We start from the raw sequence: 24,335 nt of genomic DNA, 5'->3' as shown, positions 1-24,335 counted from the left end.
CATGAAGCCCTTGGCGTACACCGTTTGAATTGCTGCAACCGCACACGAATTCATGCTGCGGACCGCGCGGCAAAAACGCCACACCGAGATCCCCGCGCCAGGAAAACCCTAGGGCCAAGTCCGCAAATACAGGCGCACAATCAGTTCAAACATACAGACCGTACAACGCGGCGCCGAATCCCTTTAATCAGGCGAGGACGGAGACAACATGACTTACGTAGCAGTGGTAATGAGCTGTTTGATGGTTATGGGTATCGTCGGATTAGTGGTTCAAACGATTCGAAGCGCGGGCCCCGAGCCCTGGCTGAAGATATCGGCGGCGATTGTCAGTTCAACTTTTGCGTCGTTGTTGCTTATCCCGTTGGGATACGCGGTGGCGCAATCCATGCTGATCGACTGATTGTTTTTAACCTTCGGTAATCGCCGCCCCGGGCTACACGCCCCGAGCGGCTTTGCTTTTCGTTGCTGCCCAACACAACAAAGAGCCCGCTGTGACCATCGCCACTCCTTGCCAGAATGACGCGGTCAAGCGGGTAGACAGCCATACGGCTGCGAAAAAGGTGGACAGCACCGGAGTGAAATAGGACGCCGTCGCCAACAAGGTCAAGTTGCCGTTCAGTATGCCCACGTTCCACAGCGCGTAACCGGCAGCCATTGCACCGCCGGTAATAACGAGTTCAAGCGTGGCGGGCACGGTAAACGCCAACGGCGGTTCGGCGCTGAATCCGTACTTGGCCCACAAGGCTGCCGCCGTCAGCATGAAAAACAAGGTCACGCCGTTTTTACCGTCGGCATATCGTTTGGTCACGTTGCAATACACGGCCCAGATAATGGCGCCGCCCAATGCCAATCCATAACTCAGGGGGTTGCTGGAAATGTTTGCCAGTGTGCGTTCCCAAGACAGGCTTGATCCGCCCACGACCCACACGATGCCGCATACCGACAGCAATATGCCGGGCACCACCCAGGCATTGGCGCGCTGCCCGTTCATGGCAATGGCGAACAGCACAGTCAGGCAAGGCCAAAGATAATTGACGATGCCCAGCTCGATAGCTTGGGCGCGGTCCAGCGCAAACCCCAGGGATAGCGACAGGCAGATCTCATACGCAACGAACAGCATGCTGCCCACCCAGAGATAAGGCCGCGGAAAACTCCGTAACGTCGGAAACCCAAGCAGACACACAAGGAAGGCTGAACCTACCGTATAAATAAGCGCGGCGCCCCCGACGGCGCCGAAATTCTCACTGACGCCGCGAATCAGGCCGACGACCGTGCCCCAAAGCAAGATCGCCAGCAGACCGAAAAATGTGGCCGTATTCCGGCCGGGAGAGAATCGCATTACCGTTTCCGCTAATTTGCTTGATGCCCCTCGTTTGGCACCCGAGCGGCGGCAGGCGGGCAGTGTAGCGAAAACCAATCGTTATCGTAGTGACCGACCGGGGCGGCCAGTACCGCGCCGGGATACGCGACAGACCCACTGAAACATCAAACAAGAGGGAGTATCAGCGGCATGGCCATTTCCATACGCAGATTGAGCGATGTGCTAGCCAGCACGGAGTCGGGCCGGCTTTACCGGATCGAAGTCTTCTTGCAAGCGGATACGCCCGGTGCGTCCGGCCCGCCCCTACTTGCGACGTCCCGGTACATCCTCAGAACGTCTGAGGGAGAAGGCGTGATCGCCCTGGGTGAGCGACGATATCAGTTGAATTCCGGCGAGGTCCTGACGGCGCTGGCGCCCCAGCAACCGCCGCGGCCTGACGCGTAAACCGCCTGGCGCCCCGCGCTAGCGATCCCACGCCACCCGCCGCTTACCTTCGCCTTTGGCCTTGTAGAGCGCCACATCGGCGCGCTCAAGCAGCTGCAACATCGTAATACCGGAGTCGGGATAGACGGCAATACCCACGCTGGCCGACACGCCCACGCTGATGCCCGGATAGGGCAAAGACAAGCTATCGACCAGCGCCTCGGCCACGGACTGGGCCTGTTCCTGGCCCACGCCCAGCAGCAGCACCGCGAATTCGTCGCCGCCCAGCCGGGCTGCCACATCGGACACGCGGATCGCGCGCGCCATGCGGTCCGCGGCCTCTTTCAGCACGGTGTCGCCAGCGGCATGGCCGTGCAGGTCGTTGACCGCCTTGAAGCCGTCAAGGTCGATGGCCAGGATGGCGAAGGATTCGCCGCTGCGCTGCGCCACGGCTAATTCGCGCAGCACGAGCTCACCGAACAGCACCCGGTTGCACAGGCCGGTCAAGGGGTCGTAGTGTGCCAAGTGCTGCGCGTGCGCCAGCATGCGGGACGCCTGCAACAACGCCGTGCCGACTTCCTCTGCCTCTTTGACGCTTGTGCCCGCCAGCTCGACGGTGCGCCCCTCCCCCAACGCCAACGCCGGCCCGACCAACCCCTGCACCGCGGACGTCAAGCGGCTGGCAAGGCGCAACGCCAGCCACAGCCCCAGGCCGAACGCGAACAAGGTGCCCAGGGCAATCCAGGCAATCGACCGGTACAGATCCGTGGTGACCAGACTCATGGGCGCACCCGCCACAACCGTCCACTCCGACAACATCGAACGGCTGAACGCCGTGTAGACCGGCGTGCCTTCCTTGGTGATGGATTCGAACGCCCCTTCGCCTTCCTGCTGCACGGCCTGCGCCAGCGCCGGCACGGCCTTCTGGCCGACGAACTTCGCGCCGTCGCGAGTGCGGGCGATGATTGTTCCCGAGCCATCCAGCACCGCGGCCACCCAGCCTTCGGGCAAGGCGCGCCGGGCCAGCGCGTGGCCGATACGGTCGGGGGACAAGCCCACGTTCAGGCTGTAAATCACATTGTCGGCCCGCACCACCGGTACACCCATCGCAATCGTCGGCTTCTTGCTGACGCCGCCGATGAACAGGCTGGTCAGCACCGGCGCCCGCGTAGCGAATACCCGTCGCAGGTCATCGGGCGCACCGCTCAGAGGCAATGGCGCGCCAAAGGGCGCCAGGGTATTGATAAGCTGGCGCCCGTCGTGGTCGGTCAGGACATAACTGTCCACGATCTGAAAACGCAACGAATCCCGCGCGCGCTGATGAAAACTGGCAAGGTCGCCGCTAAGCAGGTCTGGGGAGGTGGCCAGCATCTGCAAGCCGGCTTGAACGCCGGTCAGCTCGCGATCAAGGATGGCGGCAAGGTTGCGAGCCAGGAAAATCGTGTCTCGCAGGATCCGGTCTTTTTGAACGACGTAACTTTCGTACACCGCCACCGACGCCACGACCAGGGCCGGCAAAATACAGGCAAAGACGAGTGTCAGCAGACCGGTGCGCATTGAATACCGGTGTTGAGGGCGCGTCCGCACGCCAGGCAGGCTTTCGCCATCAGCCATCGTCTTCCCTCTTGGAACCATGCGCCTCCCGATACGTCCTGTACGGATCGCCGTCCGGTCAGGATGAAATTCAGAAATTATTGCAGAAGCTGCAACCGCACACTCCGCGCACAGACGCCTTTTCGGGGCGTTATCACGCCTTTGGCGCGCCACATCGCGTCCCCAATTTACTCCGAAAAATCCGTGCCCGTGACGATTTGATGGGGGCGAAACGCGTCTTGTCCGGGCGCGACAGCCAAGCTGTTGCTACTATCGCCGCCATGAATAATCCGTCCCTGAAAAAGACCGTCGGCGCCCGCCTGGACGCGGCGGATATCACCGTGCTGATCCATGGCGCCATCGCCGCGCTGCTGGGCGCGGGCATGCAGCAGTTAATGGCCCATCGGGCCTGGCCCTGGGGCCACCCCTTCGCCTTGTATTTCCTGCTGCAATGGCTGGCGCTGATGCCGCTTGCCGCAGCGTTGCTGTCGGGAATGAAAAGCCGTCGACGGTGGCTGACGGCGCTGGGCATTTTCGGCGTGTTGCTGCCGCTGGTCACTGCTTACGGCATGACCGCTGCCTTTGGATCCATGCCTGATGAACGAGGCGGCTGGGCGGGCCGTGGCGAGACGGCAATGGCGCTGTTGTTGGCGGGCATGGTCGGCTTTGTGCTGCTGGCCTTGGTGCAGGCGCTGGACGTCCACAGGCCTCGCTGGAACTACCCCGCCATTTTCCGCGCTGCATGGCGCAACACGGTCCACCTGGGCTTGAGCCTGGGCCTGGCGCTTTGCGTTTTCCTGCTGATGGCGGCGGCCGGGGCGATGTTCGACATGATCGGAATCCGCATCGTGCGCAGTCTGGTCGAGGACGCGACGTTCCGCTTTGCCGTGTGGCCGATGGTCCTGGCCGCCTGCCTGGTCGGCGTGCGCCGCCGGCCGGCGCTGACGAACATCCTGCAACGCGCATGGCTGACGCTCAATGCGTGGCTGCTGCCGCTGGTGACGGTAGTGGGCCTGGCCTTTACCGTTGCGCTGGCGGCAAGGCTGGCGCTGGGGCTTCAGGCCGTGCAATTATCCGCCGGCGCGCTGATCGCCTTTTTACTGGTCTGGATCAAGCTGATCAACGCGGCCTGGCAAGACGGTCCGCAAGCAGACCCGTTTGGGCCTGGGCTGCGCCGGCTGTTGCGCTGGGCGATGGTGTGTCTGTTGCCGTTGGCGGCCGTCGCCCTGACCGGCGCGGTAATTCGCGTCGAGCAATACGGCTGGACGGTGCTGCGCGCCTGGGGCGTGGGTGCCGCTGCGATCCTGGTGCTGTACGGGGTCGGGTATGCATGGGCGGCGATACGTGGCAAACACCATCATGCGGCGCTTGCAGCCACCAATCTGGTCGCGGCATTGGCCACGGTGGCGCTGCTGCTGGCGCTTGCCACGCCGCTGGCCAACCCGCTGCGCCTGAGCGCCGAAAGCCAGTTTCAGCGGCTGGTGGACGGGCGCAAGGATCCGGAGGATTTCAGCTTTCATGCCATGGGCAGAGACTACGGCGTGTGGGGGCACGATGCCTTGCGCCGGCTGGCGGACGGCGCTGCCAATGCGCGCGACCCTCGTATTGCCGAAGCCGCCAAAGAGACGCTGCAAGGCGGATATTTCCGCTGGGACGCGCCCTTGGATCCCGCGCGGGATCAAGCCCCCGACCTTGCTGTAACGCTGGCCGTGACACCGGCCGGGCGCGACGTCCCGGTGGCGTGGTGGCGCACTCTGCGACGCGAACATCCCGCGTTGGCACGCGCGTGCGTGCCTGGTGCCCAAGCGCAGGCCCAGGCCCAGGCCCGCGCTGCTGCGTCGGCCGCCGCTGCGTCGGGCACCGAAGCGTCGGGCGCCGATGCGTCGGGCGCCGCTGCGTCTACTGCCGAGGCACCGCCTGTGTCGCGCTGCCGTGTCATCTTCGCCGACCTGACGGGTGACGGCGCGGACGAACTGGTTTTGTACGTGGCGCCTCAATCCGACACAGACTACCCGGGGCCGGACCGCTTCAGCGCGTTTACGCTGGATGCGGCCGATCAATGGCGTTATCTAGGCGACCTGCACGCCGCCAGCTTTGAACAGCCCATGGAAGACGTCACCGGCGTGGACGATGTGGCGCAGGCGTTAAAGCAGGGGCTGGTGCGCACCCGCCCCCGAGCCGATCGCGACCTGCTCATTGGCGACCAGTTGCTACGTCTGCGTTGATGCAATGGCCAGCCGCCAGGCGCTAGTCGGCCAGCGCCGAATCGTTATTTCGGCGGCGCCACCGGCAGCTTGTCTTGCTGCTCAAGCGTGTTGTCGGTGGGCGAAAAAAGATCCCAGCACGCCATGAACAGCGCGGCGATCAGCGGCCCGATCACAAAACCATTCAGCCCGAACAGGGCCATGCCGCCCAACGTGGAAATCAGCACCACGTAGTCGGGCATCTTCGTGTCCTTGCCCACCAGGATGGGTCGCAGCACGTTGTCGACCATGCCGATGACCAGCACCCCGAATGCGATCAGCACCGCACCCTTGACCACGGCGCCGGTCAGCAGGAAGTAGATCGCGACGGGCGCCCAGATCAGGCCTGCGCCGATGGCCGGCAGCAGCGACAAAAACCCCATGATCACGCCCCACAGCAGCGCGCCCTGGATCGACAGAATCGAAAAGATAATGCCGCCCAGCGCGCCCTGCGCGGCCGCCACCGCGATGTTGCCCTTGACGGTGGCGCGCACCACGGTCGTGAACTTGCGGAACAGATGTTGCTTGTGCGCGTCGCTAAGCGGCATGGCGCGCTTGATGCGCGCCGACAGCTCGGGCCCGTCACGCAGCAGGAAGAACAGCAGGTACAGCATGATGCCGAAGCTGATGACGAACTGGAACGTGTCCTGCCCGATGCTCAGCGCCTGGGTCGCAAGGAACTGGCTGGCCTGCATCGCGCCGGCGCTGAGTTTTTCTTGCAAGCTGGGAATATCGGCCAGATCGAAACGCGCCAGCACGTCATGCACGGAAGGCGGCAACGCCGCCATGGCTTGCTGGAAATAGGCGCCGAAATTCAGTTCGCCGGACTTGATGCTCTGGTACAGGTTGGCGCCTTCGCGAACCAGGGACCCGGTAATCGCCACCAACGGCAGAATGACCAACAGCAACACGCCCAGCAATGTGATCAGCGCGGACAGATTGCGCCGCCCGCCCATGCGCTTGACCAGACGGCGCTGCAAGGGTCCAAAGATGATGGCAAGAATGGCACCCCAGAAAACGGCGCCGTAGAAAGGCCACAACAGCCAGCCGAACGCGATGGAGACCACCACGAGCAGGAGCAGAAAGGTTCTGTAGTGCAAGCTGGGTGATTGGCTCATGTTCCATTCCAGGCACGGCGATCGCCGCGAGACCCGCATTGTACAAAGCCCATGCACCAGCGCCCTGTCACTCGCCGCGCCGCGCGGCCAACAGGATCGTCCGGCGAGCCTGGGTCAAGGCGTCCGACTGTGCGTTCAGGCCTTGCAGGCGCAGGTTCAGTTCCTGTTGCAGAGTGGGCGTCGCCACGCGCGCCTGGTCGTCCACCAGCTGGATGTCGGCGGCATTGGCGGCCACAAAGGCCCCAACGCCCAGCGCATCGCGCGCCACCGAATCCATTTTGGAAGCCGACCGCATGAGCTCGGTGGCGGGCCCGGTCACGGCCTCGTCGTACACGCCGTCATACACCGGCGCCAGATCCGCCGGCAATTCCAATTTGGCGCGCGCGCTGTCCGCCTTCGCGCGGGCGTCCTCAAGCCGGCCGGCGCTGTCGGCAAGGGTCTTGCGCGCGGCCTCGAAACCGCTTTGACGCTGGACGATTTCACCGACGGATCGAATCGTTTCCAACTCAAGCACTGCGTGCATGTCCTGGGCCGACTTGGCCATTTTCTGCTGGAAATCGGTGATGACTTCATAGGCGTCAGCGTAACCGCCCACCGCTTCCTTTTCCGCCTTGCTCAGGGCGGGCAGGGGCAGCAGCGCATCGTTATTGACCCGCGCTTGCAGCAGCTGGATGAACGCCGCGCGCTCCTGGGGCTCTTTGTTGACGCACGCCGTTGCGAACAACAGCGACGCCGTTGCCAGAACCATCAGGCCGGCTCGCCACAGTGACATGCGTGTCCTCCTCGCCATAGCGGGTTGATGTATAGACCGATCAAAACCGCGCCGCCTTCGAAACGGAAGCCGACGCATGAGGCCAGATTATCCTGAAGCCCTTGCCGCGCGCCGCCCACGGGTGGAATTTGTTGCGATCGAAGCGAGTTGACACAGGGGCCGGCAAACGGACGCCGTGGCTCACGGCTGGACGGGCCGTTGCGCCAAGGGATAAGCCATCGCACAGCGGCTCGCGGAGTCAAAGCCCGCGGCGGCTTCTGCTTGCAAGCGCGCCTGCAAGCCGGACGAATACGACGGCGCCACTACGTCAAAGCCCAGCCGCCGATAAAACGGCGCGTTCCAGGGCAGATGCAGGTCGGTGGTCAGCACGACGGCGCGGTAGCGGTCCGCCTGCCGAGCGTGATCCAGCACCGCCCGCATCAACGCGCGCCCAAGACCGCGCCCCTGCTCGGGCATGGCCACGGACATTTCAGCCAGGTAGAGGTCGCCATCAAGCGGCATGGCCAGCGCAAAACCACACAGCCGCTCGCCGTCCACGGCAACCCACAGCAGGCCAGCGGCGAGGGCCTGACGCAACGTGTCCAATGGCAAGGTGTCGCCGTCGACGGCCCACGCCATGTCCGTGCCAAGAAAGCGTTGGGCGGCGGAGCGTTCGATGTCGGCCAGGCGGGTCAGGTCGCAAGAATGGGCAAGTCGAATCATGATGGCCCGGAAGTATGCATCAAAGGGAAGCACGAGAAGATAGGCACGAGAAGATAGGCACGAGAAGAGAGGCACCGAAGGGAACCCGCCCCGGCGGCGCACCCTGGTCGATGCTTCCGAGGGAAGCCGCCTTGAAGGGGCCGTAAAATGCGAAATCCCGGCCAGCCGGCCTTCGTTACGTGGTACCGCACTTCATGACTCAACCCGCCTCTTCCGCCCCTTGGGGATTCACCCTGCCCGACTGCCGCGGTGCGGCCGCGCTGCTGTATTTCATGAACGACCTGGCTCGCGTGGTGAATCAGTACCTTGGGCAGGGCCAGTTGTCGGAAGACGCCCTGGCGGCCGCCCAAAAGGCCGTGGACGCGCTGGTCCTGCGCTATGCAGACCTTGACGCGGCGCCCGAGGCGTTCAACGACGAAAGCATCGTTCTGGCCCTTGAAACCGAACGCCAGCCCGACGGATCGATGGGCGCGCAAGTGGCGTTGCGGATGTCTCCCCGCCTTGAAGAGCTGATCATCGAGGCCCAGCGCCAGGCCCGACAGGCCGAGCACTGAGCCCGCCCCGGGGGCCTGGCCTGGCCCCCTTAAAAAACACTTGCACGGCAATAAAAGTCGCGATAATATCGACGACTAATGCATTTTCGCGCCCCATATTTCCCAGAATAAATTGGCCGAAAACATTAGACCAGGGGCTTGAACCCGGGTACCCGCCGCGAAAACCGCGCGCCACCCAGCCTCCCGGCATTGCAGTCTGATTTGCAAAAACTCCAGGTTTCCCAAAACCAATCACGAGAAAAAACGCGCAAATCGCCAGCATCCGTCCGGATACATGGCACTACCCCGCCACATCTTCACCAATCCGCCAGTCCGGCTTGGAAAGAAGCAACCAGACACGTTGCAACCAGGATCGTGATTACCCATCACATTCCAGGTCGCACAGCACCCGCCAGAGTCAACCCGCTCTGTGCGATCCCTTGAGCCCGCAGGCGCATGCACCGACATGGCAGCCCTCTGGCTCGAACCAATGTCGTCCAGGACTGACCGATGGCATTGGGCCGCAGCACCCCCGCAGTACCCCGTTACGCGCGCACGCAAAAAACATGAGAATGCGCAAACTGACGGCAACACTTATGCGTTAGTGTCATGCCTGCCCTGTCAAAACAAAACCCGGTGACAAGGCAACCGCGAGGACGCGAGGCGCTTTTGGTACGTCCGCCCTTCGCAGCATGCGCCAGACGCAGCTTTTCTAATAACTAGAACCTAAGAGAACACACACCATGAATACTCGTTTCACTACCTCGGACCTGATCCGCCGCCCGGCTCACACGACGCTGGACAACACCCCGATCCATATCGGCGACATCGTTCATCTGCAACCGGCCAATGGCCCGGCCATTCGCGCAACCGTCATCTTCAACGCGCCGATCAACGGCACGACGACTTACACGACGGAAGTCGTGGCTTGCGGCAATACCACGCAGAAGGCCCCTGGCCAGCGGATCCGTTTCCGCCACGAACACGTGCATCGCATCGAATCGGTGCGCAACGCTTCGTACTGAACCCATCGGCGCCACGCGCCGATATCGCTGACAGCTTCGCCGCGCCTGGTGCGCGGCGATTTCATTGTTGCGTGATAAAGTCGCTCGCAACGCAGCCCTGGCACGCTTACCATGCAGAACAATCGACTCGCGGTACGGATCTGGGACCTTCCCACCCGCCTCTTTCACTGGGCGCTAGTCGTCTGTATTGTCGGCGCGTTCGTCAGCGTCAAGCTGGGCGGCCTGTATATGGACTGGCACGTGCGCTTTGGCTGTACGGCGCTGGGCCTGATTATCTTCCGCCTGTTATGGGGCATCGTCGGCCCGCGCTACGCGCGCTTTGCCACGTTCGTGCGCAGCCCCGGCGCGGTGGCCAAATACCTCAAGGGCGCCGCCGCGCCCGCCGGCCATAATCCGCTGGGCGCCCTGTCGGTACTGGCGCTGCTGCTGGTCATCGGCTTTCAAGCCGTCAGCGGCTTGTTCACCACCGACGACATCATGATGCAAGGGCCTTTGTTCGGTTACGTCAGCGCCGACACCGCCAGCACCCTGACGTCGTGGCACAAGCTGAACGAGTGGGTCATCATCGGCCTGATCGCGCTGCACCTGGTGGCGGTTGCCTGGTACGCGCTGGTGCGCCGCAAGCGCCTGGTGCGATCCATCATCACGGGCGATGTCGACGCCAAGGACCTGCCCGCCGGCACGCCGCCCGCGCAGGACGGTTTCGCCGTGTGGTTGCGCGCACTGCTGCTGGGCGCCTGCGTGACGGGCCTGGTGCTGTGGATACGGTCACTGGAAATCGTGGCCGACATGTCGTTTTCGTAATCCGCCACGCAAACGCTGCGCCCGGAAAAACAAAAAGCCCCTCGATGCATCGAAGGGCTTTTTGCTTGGAAAGTATCGATGCCGTCGCCAGACGGCAGCGCCTTACTTCTTCTTGCGGTACGAGTCGTGGCAAGCCTTGCAGCTGGCGCCCACATCGCCGAAGGCCGCACGCAGCTTGTCCAGGTCGCCGGAATCAGCAGCTGCCGATAACTTGACGATATTGTCCTGGAAGGCTTGTTGCTTTTGCTTGAAGCCGGCAGCGTCGCTCCAGATTTCGGGACGAGCATCACCGCCTTCCGTTCCCGGCCCGAAAGCCGTCCACGGCAACGCCGACAAGGTCTTGAGCACTTCGACGTTGGCCTTGATCTGCGCGGCGTCGTAAGGCGCCTGACCCTTGACCACCGGCGTCATGCGACCAAAGTGCGAGGCCATCAGCGTCAACGCCGATTGGCGGTACTTGACCGCGTCTTCGGGCTTGGCGAACTGTGCCGAGGCGGTCGTCGCGAGCAACGGCGCCACGGTCATACAGGCCAACGCGACTAGCGTGGACAACTTTTGCATTGCAATCTCCCGTAAGAACAACAAGAATGCCGCGCGCATGACGCGCGCGGCATGGCGACTATACCGCCCGGGCCAGCTCGGCGGCCAGTCCGATGTACGAACGGGGGGTCATTGCCAACAGGCGGGCCTTGGGTTCTTCCGGCAACGCCAGGCCCTGGATGAATTCGCGCAGCGCTTCTTCGGTAATGCCCTTGCCGCGCGTCAATGCCTTGAGTTGTTCGTAAGGCTGCGGCAGACCGTAGCGGCGCATCACCGTTTGCACCGGCTCGGCCAGCACTTCCCAGCAAGCATCGATGTCGGCGTCGATGGCGGCCGTGTTCACTTCCAGCTTGCCCAGGCCGCGCATGCAGGCGTCCCACGCCACCAGGCAATAGCCCAGGCCCACGCCCAGGTTGCGCAGCACGGTGGAGTCGGTCAGATCGCGCTGCCAGCGCGAGATTGGCAGCTTGTCGGCCAGGTGGCGCAGCACGGCATTGGCCAGGCCCAGGTTGCCTTCGGAGTTTTCGAAGTCGATCGGGTTGACCTTGTGCGGCATGGTCGACGAACCGACCTCGCCTTCCTTCAGGCGCTGCTTGAAGTAGCCCAACGCCACATAACCCCAGACGTCGCGGTCCAGATCCAGCACGATGATGTTGGCGCGGGTGATGGCGTCGAACAGGGCCGACATCCAGTCGTGCGGTTCGATCTGGATGGTATGGCGGTTCTGGGTCAGGCCCAGGCCGGCCAGCACGCGCTGGCTGAAGGCGGGCCAATCGATTTCCGGGTAGGCCGACAGGTGGGCGTTGTAGTTGCCGGTGGCGCCGTTCAGCTTGGCCAGCGGTTCAACGGCTTCGACAGCGGCAATGGCGCGATTCAGGCGCGCGGCCACGTTGGCAAACTCCTTGCCCAGCGTGGTGGGGCTGGCCGGCTGGCCGTGCGTACGCGACAGCATCGGCTGGTCGGCTTGCGCCACGGCCATGTCGTTCAGCTTGGCGGCCAGTTCGCGCAGGCGCGGCACCACCACCTGATCGCGGGCGCGCGACAGCATCAACGCGTGCGAGGTGTTGTTGATGTCTTCCGAAGTGCAGGCGAAGTGGATGAATTCGGCGGCGCGGGCGAGCTCGGCGTCGTCGGCCACTTTTTCCTTCAGCCAGTACTCAACGGCCTTCACGTCATGGTTGGTGACGCGTTCGATATCCTTGATGCGGCCGGCATCGGCTTCCGAAAAATCCTGCACCAGCTGTTGCAGGCGCTGGCGGGCGGCCTGCGAAAAGGCGGGCAGCTCGGGCAGGCCGGCGTCGGACAGGGCGACCAGCCAGGCCACCTCGACTTCGACGCGATGCGCCATGAAGCCGGCTTCGGACAGCAGGCCGCGCAGCGCGTCGCTCCGGGAAGCGTAACGGCCATCCAATGGCGAAAGGGCATTAAGTTGGCTCAACTGGTCGGCGATTTGCATGGTCTGAAGAAGAAATGGCTACGGATGGGAAAACCCGGCGATTTTATCATCCAGGGGCGTGCAACATTGTGGCAAACTGGCGAAGATTCCGGCCAACGGACGGCTTGACCGTCATACGGCCTGCTATACTTCGGCCGCTTTTCGACTCCGCTTGTGACTCCATGAAACTGATCGGCTCGCTTACCAGTCCATACGTACGCAAAGTGCGTATCGTCATGGCCGAGAAAAAGCTGGACTACCGGCTTGAACTCGAAAACGTCTGGTCCACCGACACGCAGATCCAAACGTACAACCCGCTGGGCAAAGTGCCCTGCCTGGTCATGGAAGATGGCGGCGCGCTGTTTGATTCGCGCGTCATCGTCGAGTACGTGGACACCTTGTCGCCCGTTGCCCGCCTGATTCCGCAACAGGGGCGTGACCGTGCCGCCGTCAAGTGCTGGGAGGCCATCGCCGATGGCGTCCTGGACGCCTGTGTCGCCATCGTCAAGGAAAACCAGCGCCCCGAGGCCCAGCGCAGCCCGGAATGGATCGAACGCCAATACGGCAAGATCCACGCCAGCCTGGACGCCATGAACAAAAGCCTGGGTGACAACGCCCACTGCATGGGCATCAACTACAGCCTGGCCGACATCGCCGTCGGCTGCGCGCTGGGCTACCTGGACTTGCGCTTTGCGGCGCTGGACTGGCGCGCCAACCACCTGAACCTGGCGCGCCTGCACGACAAGCTGGCGCAGCGGCAATCGTTTATCGACACCGCGCCCAAGACCGCCTGAGCGGTTCCCCGCCTGCCCGTTTTACACGGGTGCTTGATGACCGGCCACCTTGTGTGGCCGGTTTGCATTGCGCGGGCGCCAGACTTGCCGGCGCGGCGGCCAGGGCCGCCGCCGAACTGCCTTATTGCGCCGCGAACGTCTGCCAGGCCTTGAACAGCATGTACGCCGCCAAGGCGAAAAGCAGGCATGCGAACACGCGCTTCAAGGTCTGCACCGGCAGGCGGTGCGCCATCCGCGCGCCCAGCGGCGCGGTCAATACGCTGGTGCACACCAGCGCCAGCAACGCGGGCCAATAGATGTAGCCCAGCATGCCGGGGCGCGTCGCCCCTTCATTCAGGCCCGACACCACGTAACCCACGCTGTTGGCCAGCGCAATGGGAAAACCCAGCGCGGCCGACGTGGACACGGCGTTGTGCAAGGCCACGTTGCACCAGACCATGAACGGGACCGACAGAAATCCGCCGCCCGCGCCGACCAGCCCGGACAGGAACCCGATGCCCGCCCCCGCCGCGCTGGTGCCCACCACGCCGGGCATCTGTCGAGCCGGTTTGGGCTTCTTGTTGCGCAGCATGCTCCAGCCGGAATAACCGACGAACAGCGCAAAGAACAGCGACAGCCACAGCGTGTTCAGGGCCGCGAACACCGCTCCGCCCGATATCAGCCCGCCGATGATGATGCCCGGCGCCATCGCCCACACGATGTTCCATTTGATCGTGCCGCGCTGCTGGTGCGCCCGCACGCTGGAGATCGACGTGAACAGGATGGACGTCATTGACGTTGCGATGGCGGCGTGCACCACCAGTTCGGGCGGCATGCCCTGCCAAGAGAACAACATGGTCAGCAGCGGTACCAGCAGCATCCCGCCACCGATTCCCAGCAGCCCCGCCGCAAAGCCGGCCACCGCGCCCAGCACCAGCAGGCAAATCACCATCGAAACATCCACAACCCTCTCCTCTCGTTTTGAATTCTCAGGTTCATGAACAAGGCCCCGCGGGCGACGCGCCCACGGGGCCTTGCTTGATCGCGCATGTGCCGGTGCGGCCTGTGCGCTACAGGATAATGCCACCGCCCAGGCAAACCTCGCCATCGTAAAGCACGGCCGACTGGCCCGGCGTGACGGCCCATTGCGGGTCGGTGAAGTCCAGCGCAAACGTATCGCCTTCAGCCCGATCCAGACGGCAGGCTGCATCCGCCTGGCGGTAACGCGTCTTGGCGCCGTAGCCGGCAAGCGCGGGCGGATGGCCCGCCACCCAGCTGGCGTCCTGGGCCTGCAACTGGCCGGACAGCAGCCAGGGATGGTCATGCCCCTGCACCACGTACAGGATGTTGCGTTCCAGGTCCTTGCGCGCCACGTACCAGGCCTCGGCCGTGCCGTCCTCGCGCTGGCGGCCCTTCACGCCGCCTACGCCCAGGCCCTTGCGCTGGCCCAGCGTGTAGAAGGACAGCCCCTCGTGGCGGCCCACCTGCTGGCCTTCCGGCGTCAGGATCGGGCCGGGCTCGGTCGGCAGGTAGCGGTTCAGGAATTCGCGAAACGGGCGCTCGCCAATGAAGCAGATGCCGGTGGAATCCTTCTTGGCGGCATTGTGCAGCCCGATCTCGTGGGCGATGCGGCGCACTTCGGTCTTGTGGATTTCGCCCAGGGGGAACAGCGTGCGCGACAGTTGCGCCTGGTTCAGCCGGTGCAGGAAGTAGCTTTGATCCTTGGACGCGTCCAGGGCCTTGAGCAACTGGAACTGCGTGCCGCCCCCCTCGGCCGGCACTTCGCGCACCCGGGCGTAGTGACCCGTGGCGATGTGCTCGGCGCCCAGCGCCATGGCGTGGTCGAGAAATGCCTTGAATTTGATTTCGGCATTGCACAGCACGTCGGGGTTGGGGGTGCGCCCGGCGGAATATTCGCGCAGGAATTCGGCGAACACGCGGTCTTTGTATTCGGCGGCGAAGTTGACGAACTCGAAGTCCACGCCAACCAGGTCCGCGACGCTGGCGGCGTCCAGCAAGTCCTGGCGGGTGGAGCAGTATTCGGAATCGTCGTCGTCTTCCCAGTTCTTCATGAACAGGCCGACGACTTCATAGCCTTGTTGCTTGAGCAACCATGCGGTGACCGAAGAATCGACCCCGCCCGACATGCCCACGACAACGCGGCCTTTCTTGGTGGATATTTGACTCATGATGCGGCTATTTTAGTTCGGACGCGGCTTCGGGCGCCGGCTCGGCGTTGGGCTGCGGCTCTGCTGCCCGGGACACTTCCATCAGCCAGGCGCGAAACGCCTGCAAGGTGGGCAGGTTGGCCTTCTGCTCGGGGTAACACAGGTAATAGCCCATGCGCGCGCGAATCGGCAGTTTGATGGCCACGGCCAGCTTGCCGTCGCGCAACTCGTCTTCGATCAGGCAACGCGGAATCAGCGCCACGCCGAAACCGGCGGCGGCGGCCTGCGACAACAGCGCGTACTGGTCAAAACGCGCGCCTTCCAGGCTGCGACGGCTGTCGCAGCCGGCTTGCTCGAACCAATCGCGCCAGCCCTCCAGCGCCGACGTATGGTGCAGCAGCGGATACGCCAGCAGAGCCTCGGGCGATGGACAGCCGCCCGGAATCAGGCGCGGGCTGCACACGGGCACGATGTCGCGGCCCACGATGTAGTCGGCGCCACTGCCTGGCCAGATGCCTTCGCCGAATCGCACGGCGGCATCCAGTTCAGGCGTGGAAAAATCGTAGCCCTGGCGGTGCGGCAGGAATTCAACGTGGATGTCGGGGCGCAAGCGCATGAAGGCCGTCAGGCGCGGGATCAACCAGCGCGCGCCAAACGTGGGCATACAGGTCAGGTTCAACGTGCCGCCCTGCCCTTGATGCGCAATCAGCTCGACGGTGGCCGCTTCGATCTGGCCCAAGCCCGCCTGAACCTTGGTCAGATAACTGCGGCCGGCCTCGGTCAGCACCAGGCCTTGCCTGATGCGCAGGAATAGTTCAACGCCTACGAACTCTTCCAGATGTTTCACCTGTTTACTGACGGCGCCTTGCGTGACGCACAATTCCTGCGCCGCCCGCGTAAAGCTGCTGTGCCGCGCGGCAACTTCAAATGCTTGAAGATCCGTTAAAGAGGGACAGAAACGTCGCATGATTCGCCCCCACGTCGCGTGGGGCTCCCGCCCCGGCGGGGCTTGATCGGGGATGTTTCCCCGGCCTCGATCGCGTGTGCCAAGTGCGGAAAAGTTACACAAAAGTAACGCCCGAATCGTGTCGGCAAACGGGAGGCATGAAAAAAAGTCATAGCTTACGGAGAAACTTTCGTTTGCGCAAACCGCCCCGCCAGGAAAGAATCGTTGCGTTTGCGACTGCCTTTGTGCATTCGCTTTCCATTTATTAGGGGAATCCATGCAACGCCGTAACGTAGTACTGGGCCTGTGTGTCGCCGCCGCGACCCTGGCCATGCCGCTGACCTCAGGTATCGCGCACGCTGAAGACGCGTATCCCAGTAAGCCCATCCGCCTGATCGTTCCCTTCCCGCCCGGAGGCACCACCGACATCGTCGGCCGCCTGTTCGCGGACAAGCTGGGCAAGGAACTGGGCCAGACCGTCGTGGTGGAAAACCGCGGTGGCGCGGGCGGCTCGATCGGCAGCGCATTCGTTGCCAGCAGCGCACCGGACGGCTACGTCCTGGGCATCGCCACGGTCAGCACGCACGGCATCAACCCGGCCATCTACCCGAACCTGCCGTTCGATGGCGAGAAGGACTTCACGCCCATCTCGAACCTGGCCGCCGTGCCGAACATCATGACGATCAACCCCAAGGTTGACGCCAAGAACATCGCCGACTTCATCAAGCTGGCCAAGAGCCAGCCGGGCAAGCTGACGTACGCGTCGGCCGGCAACGGTTCGGTTTCGCACATGATGGGCGAACTGTTCAAGATGGCCTCGGGCACCGACCTGATGCACGTTCCGTACCGTGGCGTGGGCCCGGCGCTGAACGACGCGCTGGCCGGCCAGGTCGACGTCATGTATGACAACCTGCCGTCCACCCTGCCGCACGTGCAGTCCGGCCGCCTGATCGCCATGGCCGTGGCCTCGCCCAAGCGCGTGGCCAGCCTGCCCAACGTGCCCACGTTCGCCGAAGCCGGCCTGCCGGCTGTGAACGACGCGTCGTGGTTTGGCCTGGTTGCCCCGGCCAAGCTGCCGGAACCCATCCTGGCCAAGCTGAACGCCGCCGTGCAGAAGGTTAGCGCCGACGCCGACGTGAAGTCGCGCCTGGAAGCCCTGGGCGCCGAACCCGCCGCCAACAGCTCGGCCGACTTCGGCAAGCAGATCGCCGCTGAAATCGCCAAGAACAAGCGCATCGCCAAAGAAGCCAACGTGAAGATCGACTAAGCGATCTTCGGCCCGCGCCGCGCCATCACGGGCAGCGCGGGCCTTTCGAATCACGAACGCAACACCTCTATATGCGAATTACCCAACCCCTGTCTTACCGGCTCGACCTTCCGCAGCAATATCCCGATTCGGAGCCCTCGGCCCCGCTCGTGCTGGACTCTCCGCACAGCGGCACCGCCTACCCTCCCGACTTCGCCGCCGCGGTGGACTTTGGCGCGCTGCGCACTGCCGAGGACACCTGGGTTGACGACCTGTGGGGCGACGCGCTCGACATGGGCGTGCCGATGGTGGCCGCCGCGTTTCCGCGCGCCTACATCGACGCCAACCGCGCGGCCGACGAGATCGATGAATTGCTGCTGGACCAAGCCTGGCCGGATGCCGTGAACGCATCGCCCAAGGTCAAGCTGGGCAAGGGCCTGATCTGGCGCATGCTGGACGACGGCACGCCGCTGTACAACCGCAAGCTGACGGTCGAGGAAGTGCGCCACCGCATCGACGCCTGCTGGAAGCCGTACCACGCCGCCCTTGGCCAAGTGCTGGATTCGGCACACAAGAAGTTCGGCAAGGTCTGGCACATCAACTGCCACTCCATGCCCAGCGTGGCCGGCGCCTTCGCCACCGACCGCCCCGGCCTGGTCCACCCCGACTTCGTGCTGGGTGACCGCGACGGCAGCACCAGCGACCCGGCGTTCCGCGAGTTCATCGCGGCATGGCTGCGCGAGCGTGGCTATAACGTCACGGTCAACGACCCGTACAAGGGTGTCGAACTGGTGCGCGCTTTTGGCCGCCCCCAGGAAGGCCGCCACAGCTTGCAGATCGAAATCAACCGCAAGCTGTACATGGACGAAGTGACGCTGCGTCCAACCGAAAACTATGGCCGCCTGAAGGCCGATCTGCGCGACCTGACCGCCGCGCTGATCAACTGGACTCGCGCGCAAACGGCCTGACGCCGGACGTTTACGCGCAAGTACCGGCCAGCGGCGTGGTAAGACTGGCCGGAGCAAGTGGGTTGCAAAACCCGGAGCCCCATGGTTCGCCATGGGGCTTTTTTTCGTCCGGCAAATGCCGTAGCCCAAAGAACCTGCCCACCCCCAAGGCGGGCCAGCCCCCTTGGGGGCAGCAAGCGAATGCAATGAGCGCACCGTGGGGGCAACGGCCCGCCGCCGGGCCGCCCCAAGGCGGGCCAGCCCCCTCGGGGGGCAGCAAGCGAATGCAATGAGCGCAGCGTGGGGGCAACGGCCCGCCGCCGGGCCGCCCCAAGGCGGGCCAGCCCCCTTGGGGGGCAGCGCGCGAATGCAATGAGCGCGCGTGGGGGCAACATTAACGTGTATAACTACGGCGAACCTTCTGAGGAGAGGCGTCGATGCACATCGGGATACCCAAAGAGACCCGAGACGGGGAAACCCGTGTCGCAGCAACACCGGAGACCGTCAAGAAGTACGTAGGCGGCAAACACACCGTTGTCGTGGAGCGCGGGGCCGGCGTCGCCGCCCGTTATCTTGACGACGCCTACGAGGCCGCGGGAGCCACGCTAGGCTCTGCCCAGGATGCCCTGGGCGCGGACCTGGTCATGAAGGTTCGCGCCCCCTCCGCCGATGAAGTGCCCCACATGAAGCGCGGGGCCGTCGTCATCGGCATGCTGGACCCGTTCGACGCCGAAGGCATCGAACAGATGGCCGCCGCCGGCCTGACCGGCTTTGCCCTGGAAGCCGCGCCCCGCATCACGCGCGCGCAAAGCCTGGATGTGCTGTCTTCCCAAGCCAACCTGGCCGGCTACAAAGCCGTGCTGCTGGCCGCGCACCACTACGGCCGCCTGATCCCCATGATGATGACCGCCGCCGGCACCCTCAAGGCCGCGCGTGCCGTGGTGCTGGGCACCGGCGTGGCCGGCCTTCAGGCCATTGCCACCGCCAAGCGCCTGGGCGCGGTCGTCGAGGCGTCCGACGTGCGCCCCGCCGCAAGGGAACAGGTCGAATCCCTGGGCGCCAAGTTCATCGACGTGCCTTTCGAAACCGACGAAGAACGCGAAATCGCGGAAGGCAAAGGCGGCTACGCGCGCGCCATGCCACCGGGATGGATGGCGCGGCAGGCGGCGTTGGTGTCCGAACGCTGCAAGCAGGCCGACATCGTCATCACCACCGCGCTGATCCCCGGCCGCCCCGCCCCCACGCTGGTGTCGGCCGACACCGTCGCGGCCATGCGACCCGGCTCGGTGTTGGTGGACCTGGCGGTCGAACGCGGTGGCAACTGCCCCCTGTCCGAACGCGGCAAGATCGTGGAAAAACACGGCGTGACGATCGTCGGCCTGACCAACCTGCCCGGCCTGGTCGCCACCGACGCGTCCGCGCTCTATGCGCGCAACGTCATGGACTTCCTGAAGCTCATCATCAATGCGGACGGCGCGCTGGCGATCCAGCGCGACGATGAAATCGTGGCGGCCTGCCTGGTGTGCGAAGGCGGCAATGTGATGCAAAGGACCTGAACATGGAAGCGATCAACCCCACCCTGATGAATCTCATCATCTTCGTGCTGGCCATCTATGTCGGCTACCACGTCGTCTGGAACGTCACGCCCGCCTTGCACACGCCGTTGATGGCGGTGACCAACGCCATCTCCGCCATCATCATCGTGGGCGCCATGCTGGCGGCCGCGCTGACCGAAGGTGGCCTGGCGCGCGGCATGGGCGTGTTCGCCGTGGCGCTGGCGGCCGTGAACGTGTTTGGTGGCTTTCTTGTCACGCGGCGCATGCTGGAAATGTTCAAGAAAAAGGATCGCAAGCCTGGCCCGGGCAAGGAGGAAGCGAAATGATCTCGCTTAACCTCGTCACCCTGCTCTACCTGATTGCCTCGGTCTGCTTCATACAGGCGCTCAAGGGGCTGTCGCATCCGACCACGTCCCGGCTGGGCAACGCCTTCGGCATGGCCGGCATGGCCATCGCCGTGCTGACCACGGCAGCGCTCATCATCGGGCTGGCGCGCGAAGGCACCGCCACTATCGGCCTGGGCTGGGTCCTGCTGGGCCTGCTGGTGGGCGGTTCCATCGGCACCTTGATGGCCCGCCGCGTCGAGATGACGAAGATGCCCGAACTGGTCGCCTTCATGCACAGCATGATCGGCCTGGCGGCGGTCGCCATTGCGGTTGCCGTCGTCGCCGAGCCGCACGCCTTCGGCATCGTGCCGGCCGGCATGCTGATTCCCACCGGCAACCGCTTCGAGCTGTTCATCGGCACCTTCGTGGGCGCCATCACGTTCTCGGGCTCGGTCATCGCGTTCGGCAAGCTGTCGGGCAAGTACAAGTTCCGGCTGTTCCAAGGCGCGCCCGTCGTGTTCCCCGGCCAGCACATGCTGAATCTGGCGCTGGCGTTGGTGATGCTGGGCTGCGGCCTGTGGTTCATGCTGACGCAGGAATGGACGCCCTTCATCATCATGACGCTGGTGGCCTTCGTGCTGGGCGTGCTGATCATCATCCCGATCGGCGGCGCGGACATGCCGGTGGTGGTGTCGATGCTGAACAGCTATTCCGGTTGGGCGGCGGCGGGCATCGGCTTTTCGCTGAACAACCCGATGCTGATCATCGCCGGCTCGCTGGTCGGCTCGTCCGGCGCCATCCTGTCCTACATCATGTGCAAGGCGATGAACCGGTCGTTCTTCAACGTGATTCTGGGCGGGTTCGGCGGGCAGGCGGGCAGCGCGGCGGATGCGGGCGCGGCGCAGCAGCGCAGCGTCAAGTCGGGCAGCGCCGACGATGCGGCATTCCTGATGACCAACGCCGAAAGCGTGACGATCGTGCCGGGCTACGGCCTGGCGGTGGCGCGCGCGCAGCATGCGCTGAAAGAACTGGCCACCAAGCTCACGGAACGCGGCGTGACAGTGAAGTACGCCATCCACCCGGTGGCGGGCCGCATGCCCGGCCACATGAACGTGCTGTTGGCCGAAGCCGAAGTGCCCTACGACCAGGTCTTCGAAATGGACGACATCAACAGCGAGTTCGCGCAGACCGACGTCGTGCTGGTGCTGGGCGCGAACGACGTGGTCAACCCCGCCGCCAAGAACGATCCGAAGTCGCCCATCGCCGGCATGCCGATCCTGGAAGCCTACAAGGCGCGCACCGTGATCGTGAACAAGCGTTCGATGGCATCCGGCTACGCCGGGCTGGACAACGAGTTGTTCTACATGGACCGCACGATGATGGTCTTCGGCGATGCCAAGAAGGTGCTTGAGGATATGGTGAAGGCGGTCGAATAAACCGCGCCATGCAACGAACGCCTGGCGACAGGCGTTCGTTGCGCGCCTTCATCCGAGCTTCGGACCGGCGCCTTTCTGTACCTACGCCGCCGCCGTCTGGCGCAGCTGTTCGTCCACCACTTCCACCCAATGCCGCACCGGCGTGTCGGTGCCGCTTTGCAGATGGCCAATGCAGCCGATGTTGGCCGACAGGATCACGTCGGGCCCGCCTGCGGCAATGGCCGTCAGTTTGCGGTCGCGCAGCTGCAACGCGATATCCGGATGCAGCACCGAGTACGCACCCGCCGAGCCGCAGCACAGGTGTTTGTCGGCAAACGGCTGCAAATCGAAACCCAGATCCACCAGCAACTGCTCGGACAGCGGCCGCAGGCCCTGCCAATGCTGCAAGGTGCAGGGGGGGTGATACGCGGCCCGCGCGCCGCCGGGCAAACGCGCACGCAGCTGGGCGGCATGCGGGGCGACAATTTCAGCCACGTCCTTGACGCGCGCAACGATATCCGCGGCCTTCTGCGCGTAGGCAGGATCATGCTTCAAATGATGCGCATATTCCTTGACCATCGCGCCGCAGCCGGAAGCGTTCATGACGATGGCCTCCACCGCCCCACCCTGTATCAGCGGCCACCACGCGTCCACATTGGCGCGCATCTGCGCCAACGCGGCGTCTTGCGCGTCCAGATGAAAACTGACCGCGCCACAACACCCCGCACCTGGGGCCAGCCGCGCGCCGATACCCACCGCATCCAGCACGCGGATGGTGGCGGCGTCGATGGTGGGCATCATGGCCGGCTGCACGCAGCCGGTCAGCATCAGCACCTGGCGTGCATGCCCTGACACAACGGGCAAGGCGCCCGCATCACGGCGCTCGGGCACCTTGCGCTTGAGCGCCTCGGGCAGCATGGCGCGCATCGCCTGCCCCGCTTTCATCGCGGGCGCGAACATGGGCGACAACATCGCACGACGCAACAAGTTGCGCTTGGTCTTGTCGGCCCATGAACGTGGCACGCGTTCGTCCACGATCTTGCGCCCGATGTCGATCAGGTGCCCGTACTGAACGCCCGACGGGCACGTGGTTTCGCAATTGCGGCAGGTCAGGCAACGGTCCAGGTGTTGTTGCGTGGACTGCGTGGGCTCGGCGCCTTCCAGCACCTGCTTAATCAGATAGATGCGCCCGCGCGGGCTGTCCAGCTCGTCGCCCAGCACTTGATACGTGGGACAGGTGGCGGTGCAGAAACCGCAATGCACGCAGCGCCGCAAGATGGCGTCGGCTTCGTTGCCCAGGTCGGTATCACGGGCCCAGGATGCCAGGTTGGTTTGCATGCGCTATAGCTCCAGAACCAGGCGGCCGGGGTTGAACAGGCTGGCCGGGTCAAGCTCCTGCTTGAGCCGGCGCGTGATCGCCGCGACGCCGGGCGCCAGCGGATGAAATACCCCGTCGACCGGTGGCTTGCTGTTGCCAGGGCGGAACAAGGTGGCGTGCCCGCCCAGCCGCGCGGCGATTTCGCGAAGCTCGGTGGCGTCACGTTGGCCGGACAACCAACGCTGGCCGCCCCCCCACTCGATCAATGTGGGCCCCAGGCCCAACGCAGCGGCGGTGGGCGGCAGCGCAAGGCGCCACAAAGGCCGGCCGGGGGGAAAAAACGGGTGCGTCTGCTCGCGCAACGAGCGCCACCACACCAGCGCGGCATCCGGCAACAGCGCGTCCCCGCCGATGACGTGGCGCGCACTAGCCAGCGCAGGCGGCGCGCCTGACAGCCGCACGTGCATAAGCCCTTCGCCCCCGTCATCGTCACCCGTCCAGCTGGTGGCGGAAATGGGCAACGGCTTGCCGCGCCACAAGGCAAAGCTTGCCAACGCCTGCGCCTGCGTGGCGGGCAGTACCAACGTCAGTTCTTCCATGGGTCGCGGCACCACCTTCATCGACACATCAAGAATCGCGCCGAAGATGCCGTGCGACCCCGCCAACAAGCGCGACACGTCGTACCCCGCCACGTTCTTCATGACTTCGCCGCCGAACGACAGCATGCGCCCTTCCGAGTCCAGCAGCCGGGTGCCCAGGACGAAGTCGCGCAATGCGCCGGCGCTCATGCGGCGCGGCCCGGACAGCCCCGCCGCCACGCAACCGCCCACGGTTGCCGATGCCGCGAAGTGCGGCGGTTCAAACGCCAGCATCTGCCCGTTCTCGGCCAACACCGCTTCAAGCTCGGCCAACGGCGTACCGGCGCGTACGGTCACCACCAGCTCGGAGGGGTGATAGCTGACGATGCCGCGATACGGCGTCATGTCGAGCAGGCAGTGGCCGTCTTGCGGCGTGACCGGGCGATAGTTGCCGTAGAACGCCTTGCTGCCGCCGCCCATGACAAACAACGGCTTGTGGCCGGCACGAGCCGTCATGACCTGGTCGCACAATTCCGACAGGACAAAATCCATA

The 24,335-nt window shown here is 64.4% G+C and carries 23 protein-coding genes; 11 read left to right on the top strand and 12 right to left on the bottom strand.

From position 1 onward, the window contains the following. Positions 1–208 precede the first annotated feature (208 nt). On the top strand, positions 209–400 hold the full coding sequence (locus tag YH64_RS15825; protein WP_046805512.1) for a hypothetical protein: 192 nt from the start codon (positions 209–211) through the stop codon (positions 398–400). Positions 401–433: 33 nt separating this feature from the next. On the opposite strand, the gene yddG is transcribed toward YH64_RS15825, so the two are convergent. Together yddG and YH64_RS15810 are read right to left on the bottom strand one after the other, a co-directional pair. Next, positions 434–1,339 (bottom strand): aromatic amino acid DMT transporter YddG, encoded by a 906-nt coding sequence (gene yddG, locus YH64_RS15820; RefSeq protein WP_046805513.1) that lies wholly within the window; start codon positions 1,337–1,339, stop codon positions 434–436. 444 nt (positions 1,340–1,783) lie between these two features. Continuing rightward, the gene (locus YH64_RS15810) at positions 1,784–3,358 is read right to left on the bottom strand and encodes a sensor domain-containing diguanylate cyclase (RefSeq protein ID WP_046805515.1); all 1,575 of its coding nucleotides are present in this window, start codon (positions 3,356–3,358) and stop codon (positions 1,784–1,786) included. A 260-nt stretch (positions 3,359–3,618) separates the two neighbouring features. On the opposite strand from YH64_RS15810, the gene YH64_RS15805 reads away from it, so the two are divergent. Then, entirely contained in the window at positions 3,619–5,562 is a 1,944-nt protein-coding gene (locus YH64_RS15805) for a DUF4153 domain-containing protein (RefSeq protein WP_046805516.1), read from the top strand. 44 nt (positions 5,563–5,606) lie between these two features. On the opposite strand, the gene YH64_RS15800 is transcribed toward YH64_RS15805, so the two are convergent. The 3 genes from YH64_RS15800 to YH64_RS15790 form a co-directional block, all read right to left on the bottom strand. Further along, positions 5,607–6,698: an AI-2E family transporter gene (locus YH64_RS15800; protein ID WP_046805517.1), complete on the bottom strand. Its 1,092-nt coding sequence runs from the start codon at positions 6,696–6,698 to the stop codon at positions 5,607–5,609. Between the two features lie 67 nt (positions 6,699–6,765). Then, entirely contained in the window at positions 6,766–7,470 is a 705-nt protein-coding gene (locus tag YH64_RS15795; RefSeq protein ID WP_046805518.1) for a DUF3053 family protein, read from the bottom strand. A gap of 180 nt (positions 7,471–7,650) precedes the next feature. Continuing rightward, the gene (locus YH64_RS15790) at positions 7,651–8,172 is read right to left on the bottom strand and encodes a GNAT family N-acetyltransferase (protein WP_046805519.1); all 522 of its coding nucleotides are present in this window, start codon (positions 8,170–8,172) and stop codon (positions 7,651–7,653) included. A gap of 194 nt (positions 8,173–8,366) precedes the next feature. Here YH64_RS15790 and YH64_RS15785 point away from each other — a divergent pair, with 194 nt between their 5' ends. The 3 genes from YH64_RS15785 (at position 8,367) to YH64_RS15775 (ending at position 10,534) form a co-directional block, all read left to right on the top strand. Continuing rightward, positions 8,367–8,726 (top strand): hypothetical protein, encoded by a 360-nt coding sequence (locus tag YH64_RS15785; RefSeq protein ID WP_046805559.1) that lies wholly within the window; start codon positions 8,367–8,369, stop codon positions 8,724–8,726. 722 nt (positions 8,727–9,448) lie between these two features. Further along, positions 9,449–9,730, top strand: coding sequence for a hypothetical protein (locus YH64_RS15780; protein ID WP_046805520.1), 282 nt, complete (start codon positions 9,449–9,451; stop codon positions 9,728–9,730). A 111-nt stretch (positions 9,731–9,841) separates the two neighbouring features. Then, positions 9,842–10,534, top strand: a complete 693-nt coding sequence (locus YH64_RS15775; protein WP_046805521.1) for a cytochrome b/b6 domain-containing protein — start codon at positions 9,842–9,844, stop codon at positions 10,532–10,534. Positions 10,535–10,636: 102 nt separating this feature from the next. On the opposite strand, the gene YH64_RS15770 is transcribed toward YH64_RS15775, so the two are convergent. Continuing rightward, complete coding sequence (locus YH64_RS15770) at positions 10,637–11,095, bottom strand: cytochrome c (RefSeq protein ID WP_046805522.1); 459 nt, start codon at positions 11,093–11,095, stop codon at positions 10,637–10,639. Between the two features lie 58 nt (positions 11,096–11,153). Next, positions 11,154–12,530 (bottom strand): adenylosuccinate lyase, encoded by a 1,377-nt coding sequence (gene purB / locus YH64_RS15765; protein WP_046805523.1) that lies wholly within the window; start codon positions 12,528–12,530, stop codon positions 11,154–11,156. A gap of 161 nt (positions 12,531–12,691) precedes the next feature. On the opposite strand from purB, the gene YH64_RS15760 reads away from it, so the two are divergent. Next, entirely contained in the window at positions 12,692–13,303 is a 612-nt protein-coding gene (locus YH64_RS15760) for a glutathione S-transferase (RefSeq protein ID WP_046805524.1), read from the top strand. 121 nt (positions 13,304–13,424) lie between these two features. Here YH64_RS15760 and YH64_RS15755 read toward each other — a convergent pair whose 3' ends face one another. From YH64_RS15755 to YH64_RS15745, 3 genes are all read right to left on the bottom strand, one after another. Then, on the bottom strand, positions 13,425–14,246 hold the full coding sequence (locus YH64_RS15755; RefSeq protein WP_046805525.1) for a sulfite exporter TauE/SafE family protein: 822 nt from the start codon (positions 14,244–14,246) through the stop codon (positions 13,425–13,427). Positions 14,247–14,352: 106 nt separating this feature from the next. After that, positions 14,353–15,471, bottom strand: coding sequence for a tRNA 2-thiouridine(34) synthase MnmA (gene mnmA / locus YH64_RS15750; RefSeq protein ID WP_046805526.1), 1,119 nt, complete (start codon positions 15,469–15,471; stop codon positions 14,353–14,355). Positions 15,472–15,478: 7 nt separating this feature from the next. Beyond that, complete coding sequence (locus YH64_RS15745; RefSeq protein ID WP_046805527.1) at positions 15,479–16,417, bottom strand: LysR substrate-binding domain-containing protein; 939 nt, start codon at positions 16,415–16,417, stop codon at positions 15,479–15,481. A gap of 256 nt (positions 16,418–16,673) precedes the next feature. On the opposite strand from YH64_RS15745, the gene YH64_RS15740 reads away from it, so the two are divergent. The 5 genes from YH64_RS15740 to YH64_RS15720 all read left to right on the top strand — a co-directional run bounded on the left by YH64_RS15740 (position 16,674) and on the right by YH64_RS15720 (position 21,907). Further along, a complete protein-coding gene (locus YH64_RS15740; protein WP_046805528.1) occupies positions 16,674–17,663 on the top strand; it encodes a tripartite tricarboxylate transporter substrate binding protein in 990 nt (329 codons plus the stop codon). A 71-nt stretch (positions 17,664–17,734) separates the two neighbouring features. Continuing rightward, positions 17,735–18,610: an N-formylglutamate amidohydrolase gene (locus YH64_RS15735; protein ID WP_046805529.1), complete on the top strand. Its 876-nt coding sequence runs from the start codon at positions 17,735–17,737 to the stop codon at positions 18,608–18,610. A 416-nt stretch (positions 18,611–19,026) separates the two neighbouring features. Further along, a complete protein-coding gene (locus YH64_RS15730) occupies positions 19,027–20,145 on the top strand; it encodes a Re/Si-specific NAD(P)(+) transhydrogenase subunit alpha (RefSeq protein WP_046805530.1) in 1,119 nt (372 codons plus the stop codon). Positions 20,146–20,147: 2 nt separating this feature from the next. After that, entirely contained in the window at positions 20,148–20,471 is a 324-nt protein-coding gene (locus YH64_RS15725; protein ID WP_046805531.1) for an NAD(P) transhydrogenase subunit alpha, read from the top strand. Beyond that, complete coding sequence (locus tag YH64_RS15720; RefSeq protein ID WP_046805532.1) at positions 20,468–21,907, top strand: NAD(P)(+) transhydrogenase (Re/Si-specific) subunit beta; 1,440 nt, start codon at positions 20,468–20,470, stop codon at positions 21,905–21,907. Before YH64_RS15725 ends, YH64_RS15720 begins: the two co-directional genes overlap by 4 nt. Positions 21,908–21,988: 81 nt before the next feature. Here YH64_RS15720 and glcF read toward each other — a convergent pair whose 3' ends face one another. Continuing rightward, positions 21,989–23,224, bottom strand: coding sequence for a glycolate oxidase subunit GlcF (gene glcF / locus YH64_RS15715; protein ID WP_046805533.1), 1,236 nt, complete (start codon positions 23,222–23,224; stop codon positions 21,989–21,991). Positions 23,225–23,227: 3 nt separating this feature from the next. Next, complete coding sequence (glcE, locus tag YH64_RS15710; protein WP_143215400.1) at positions 23,228–24,334, bottom strand: glycolate oxidase subunit GlcE; 1,107 nt, start codon at positions 24,332–24,334, stop codon at positions 23,228–23,230. Position 24,335 lies beyond the last annotated feature (1 nt).

Origin of the sequence: Achromobacter sp. LC458 (assembly GCF_001005835.2) — a bacterium.
GTDB classification, from domain to species: domain Bacteria; phylum Pseudomonadota; class Gammaproteobacteria; order Burkholderiales; family Burkholderiaceae_B; genus Achromobacter; species Achromobacter spanius_B.
Note: the sequence above shows the minus strand (reverse complement) of the source record. Positions and strands in the feature narration are given on the sequence as shown.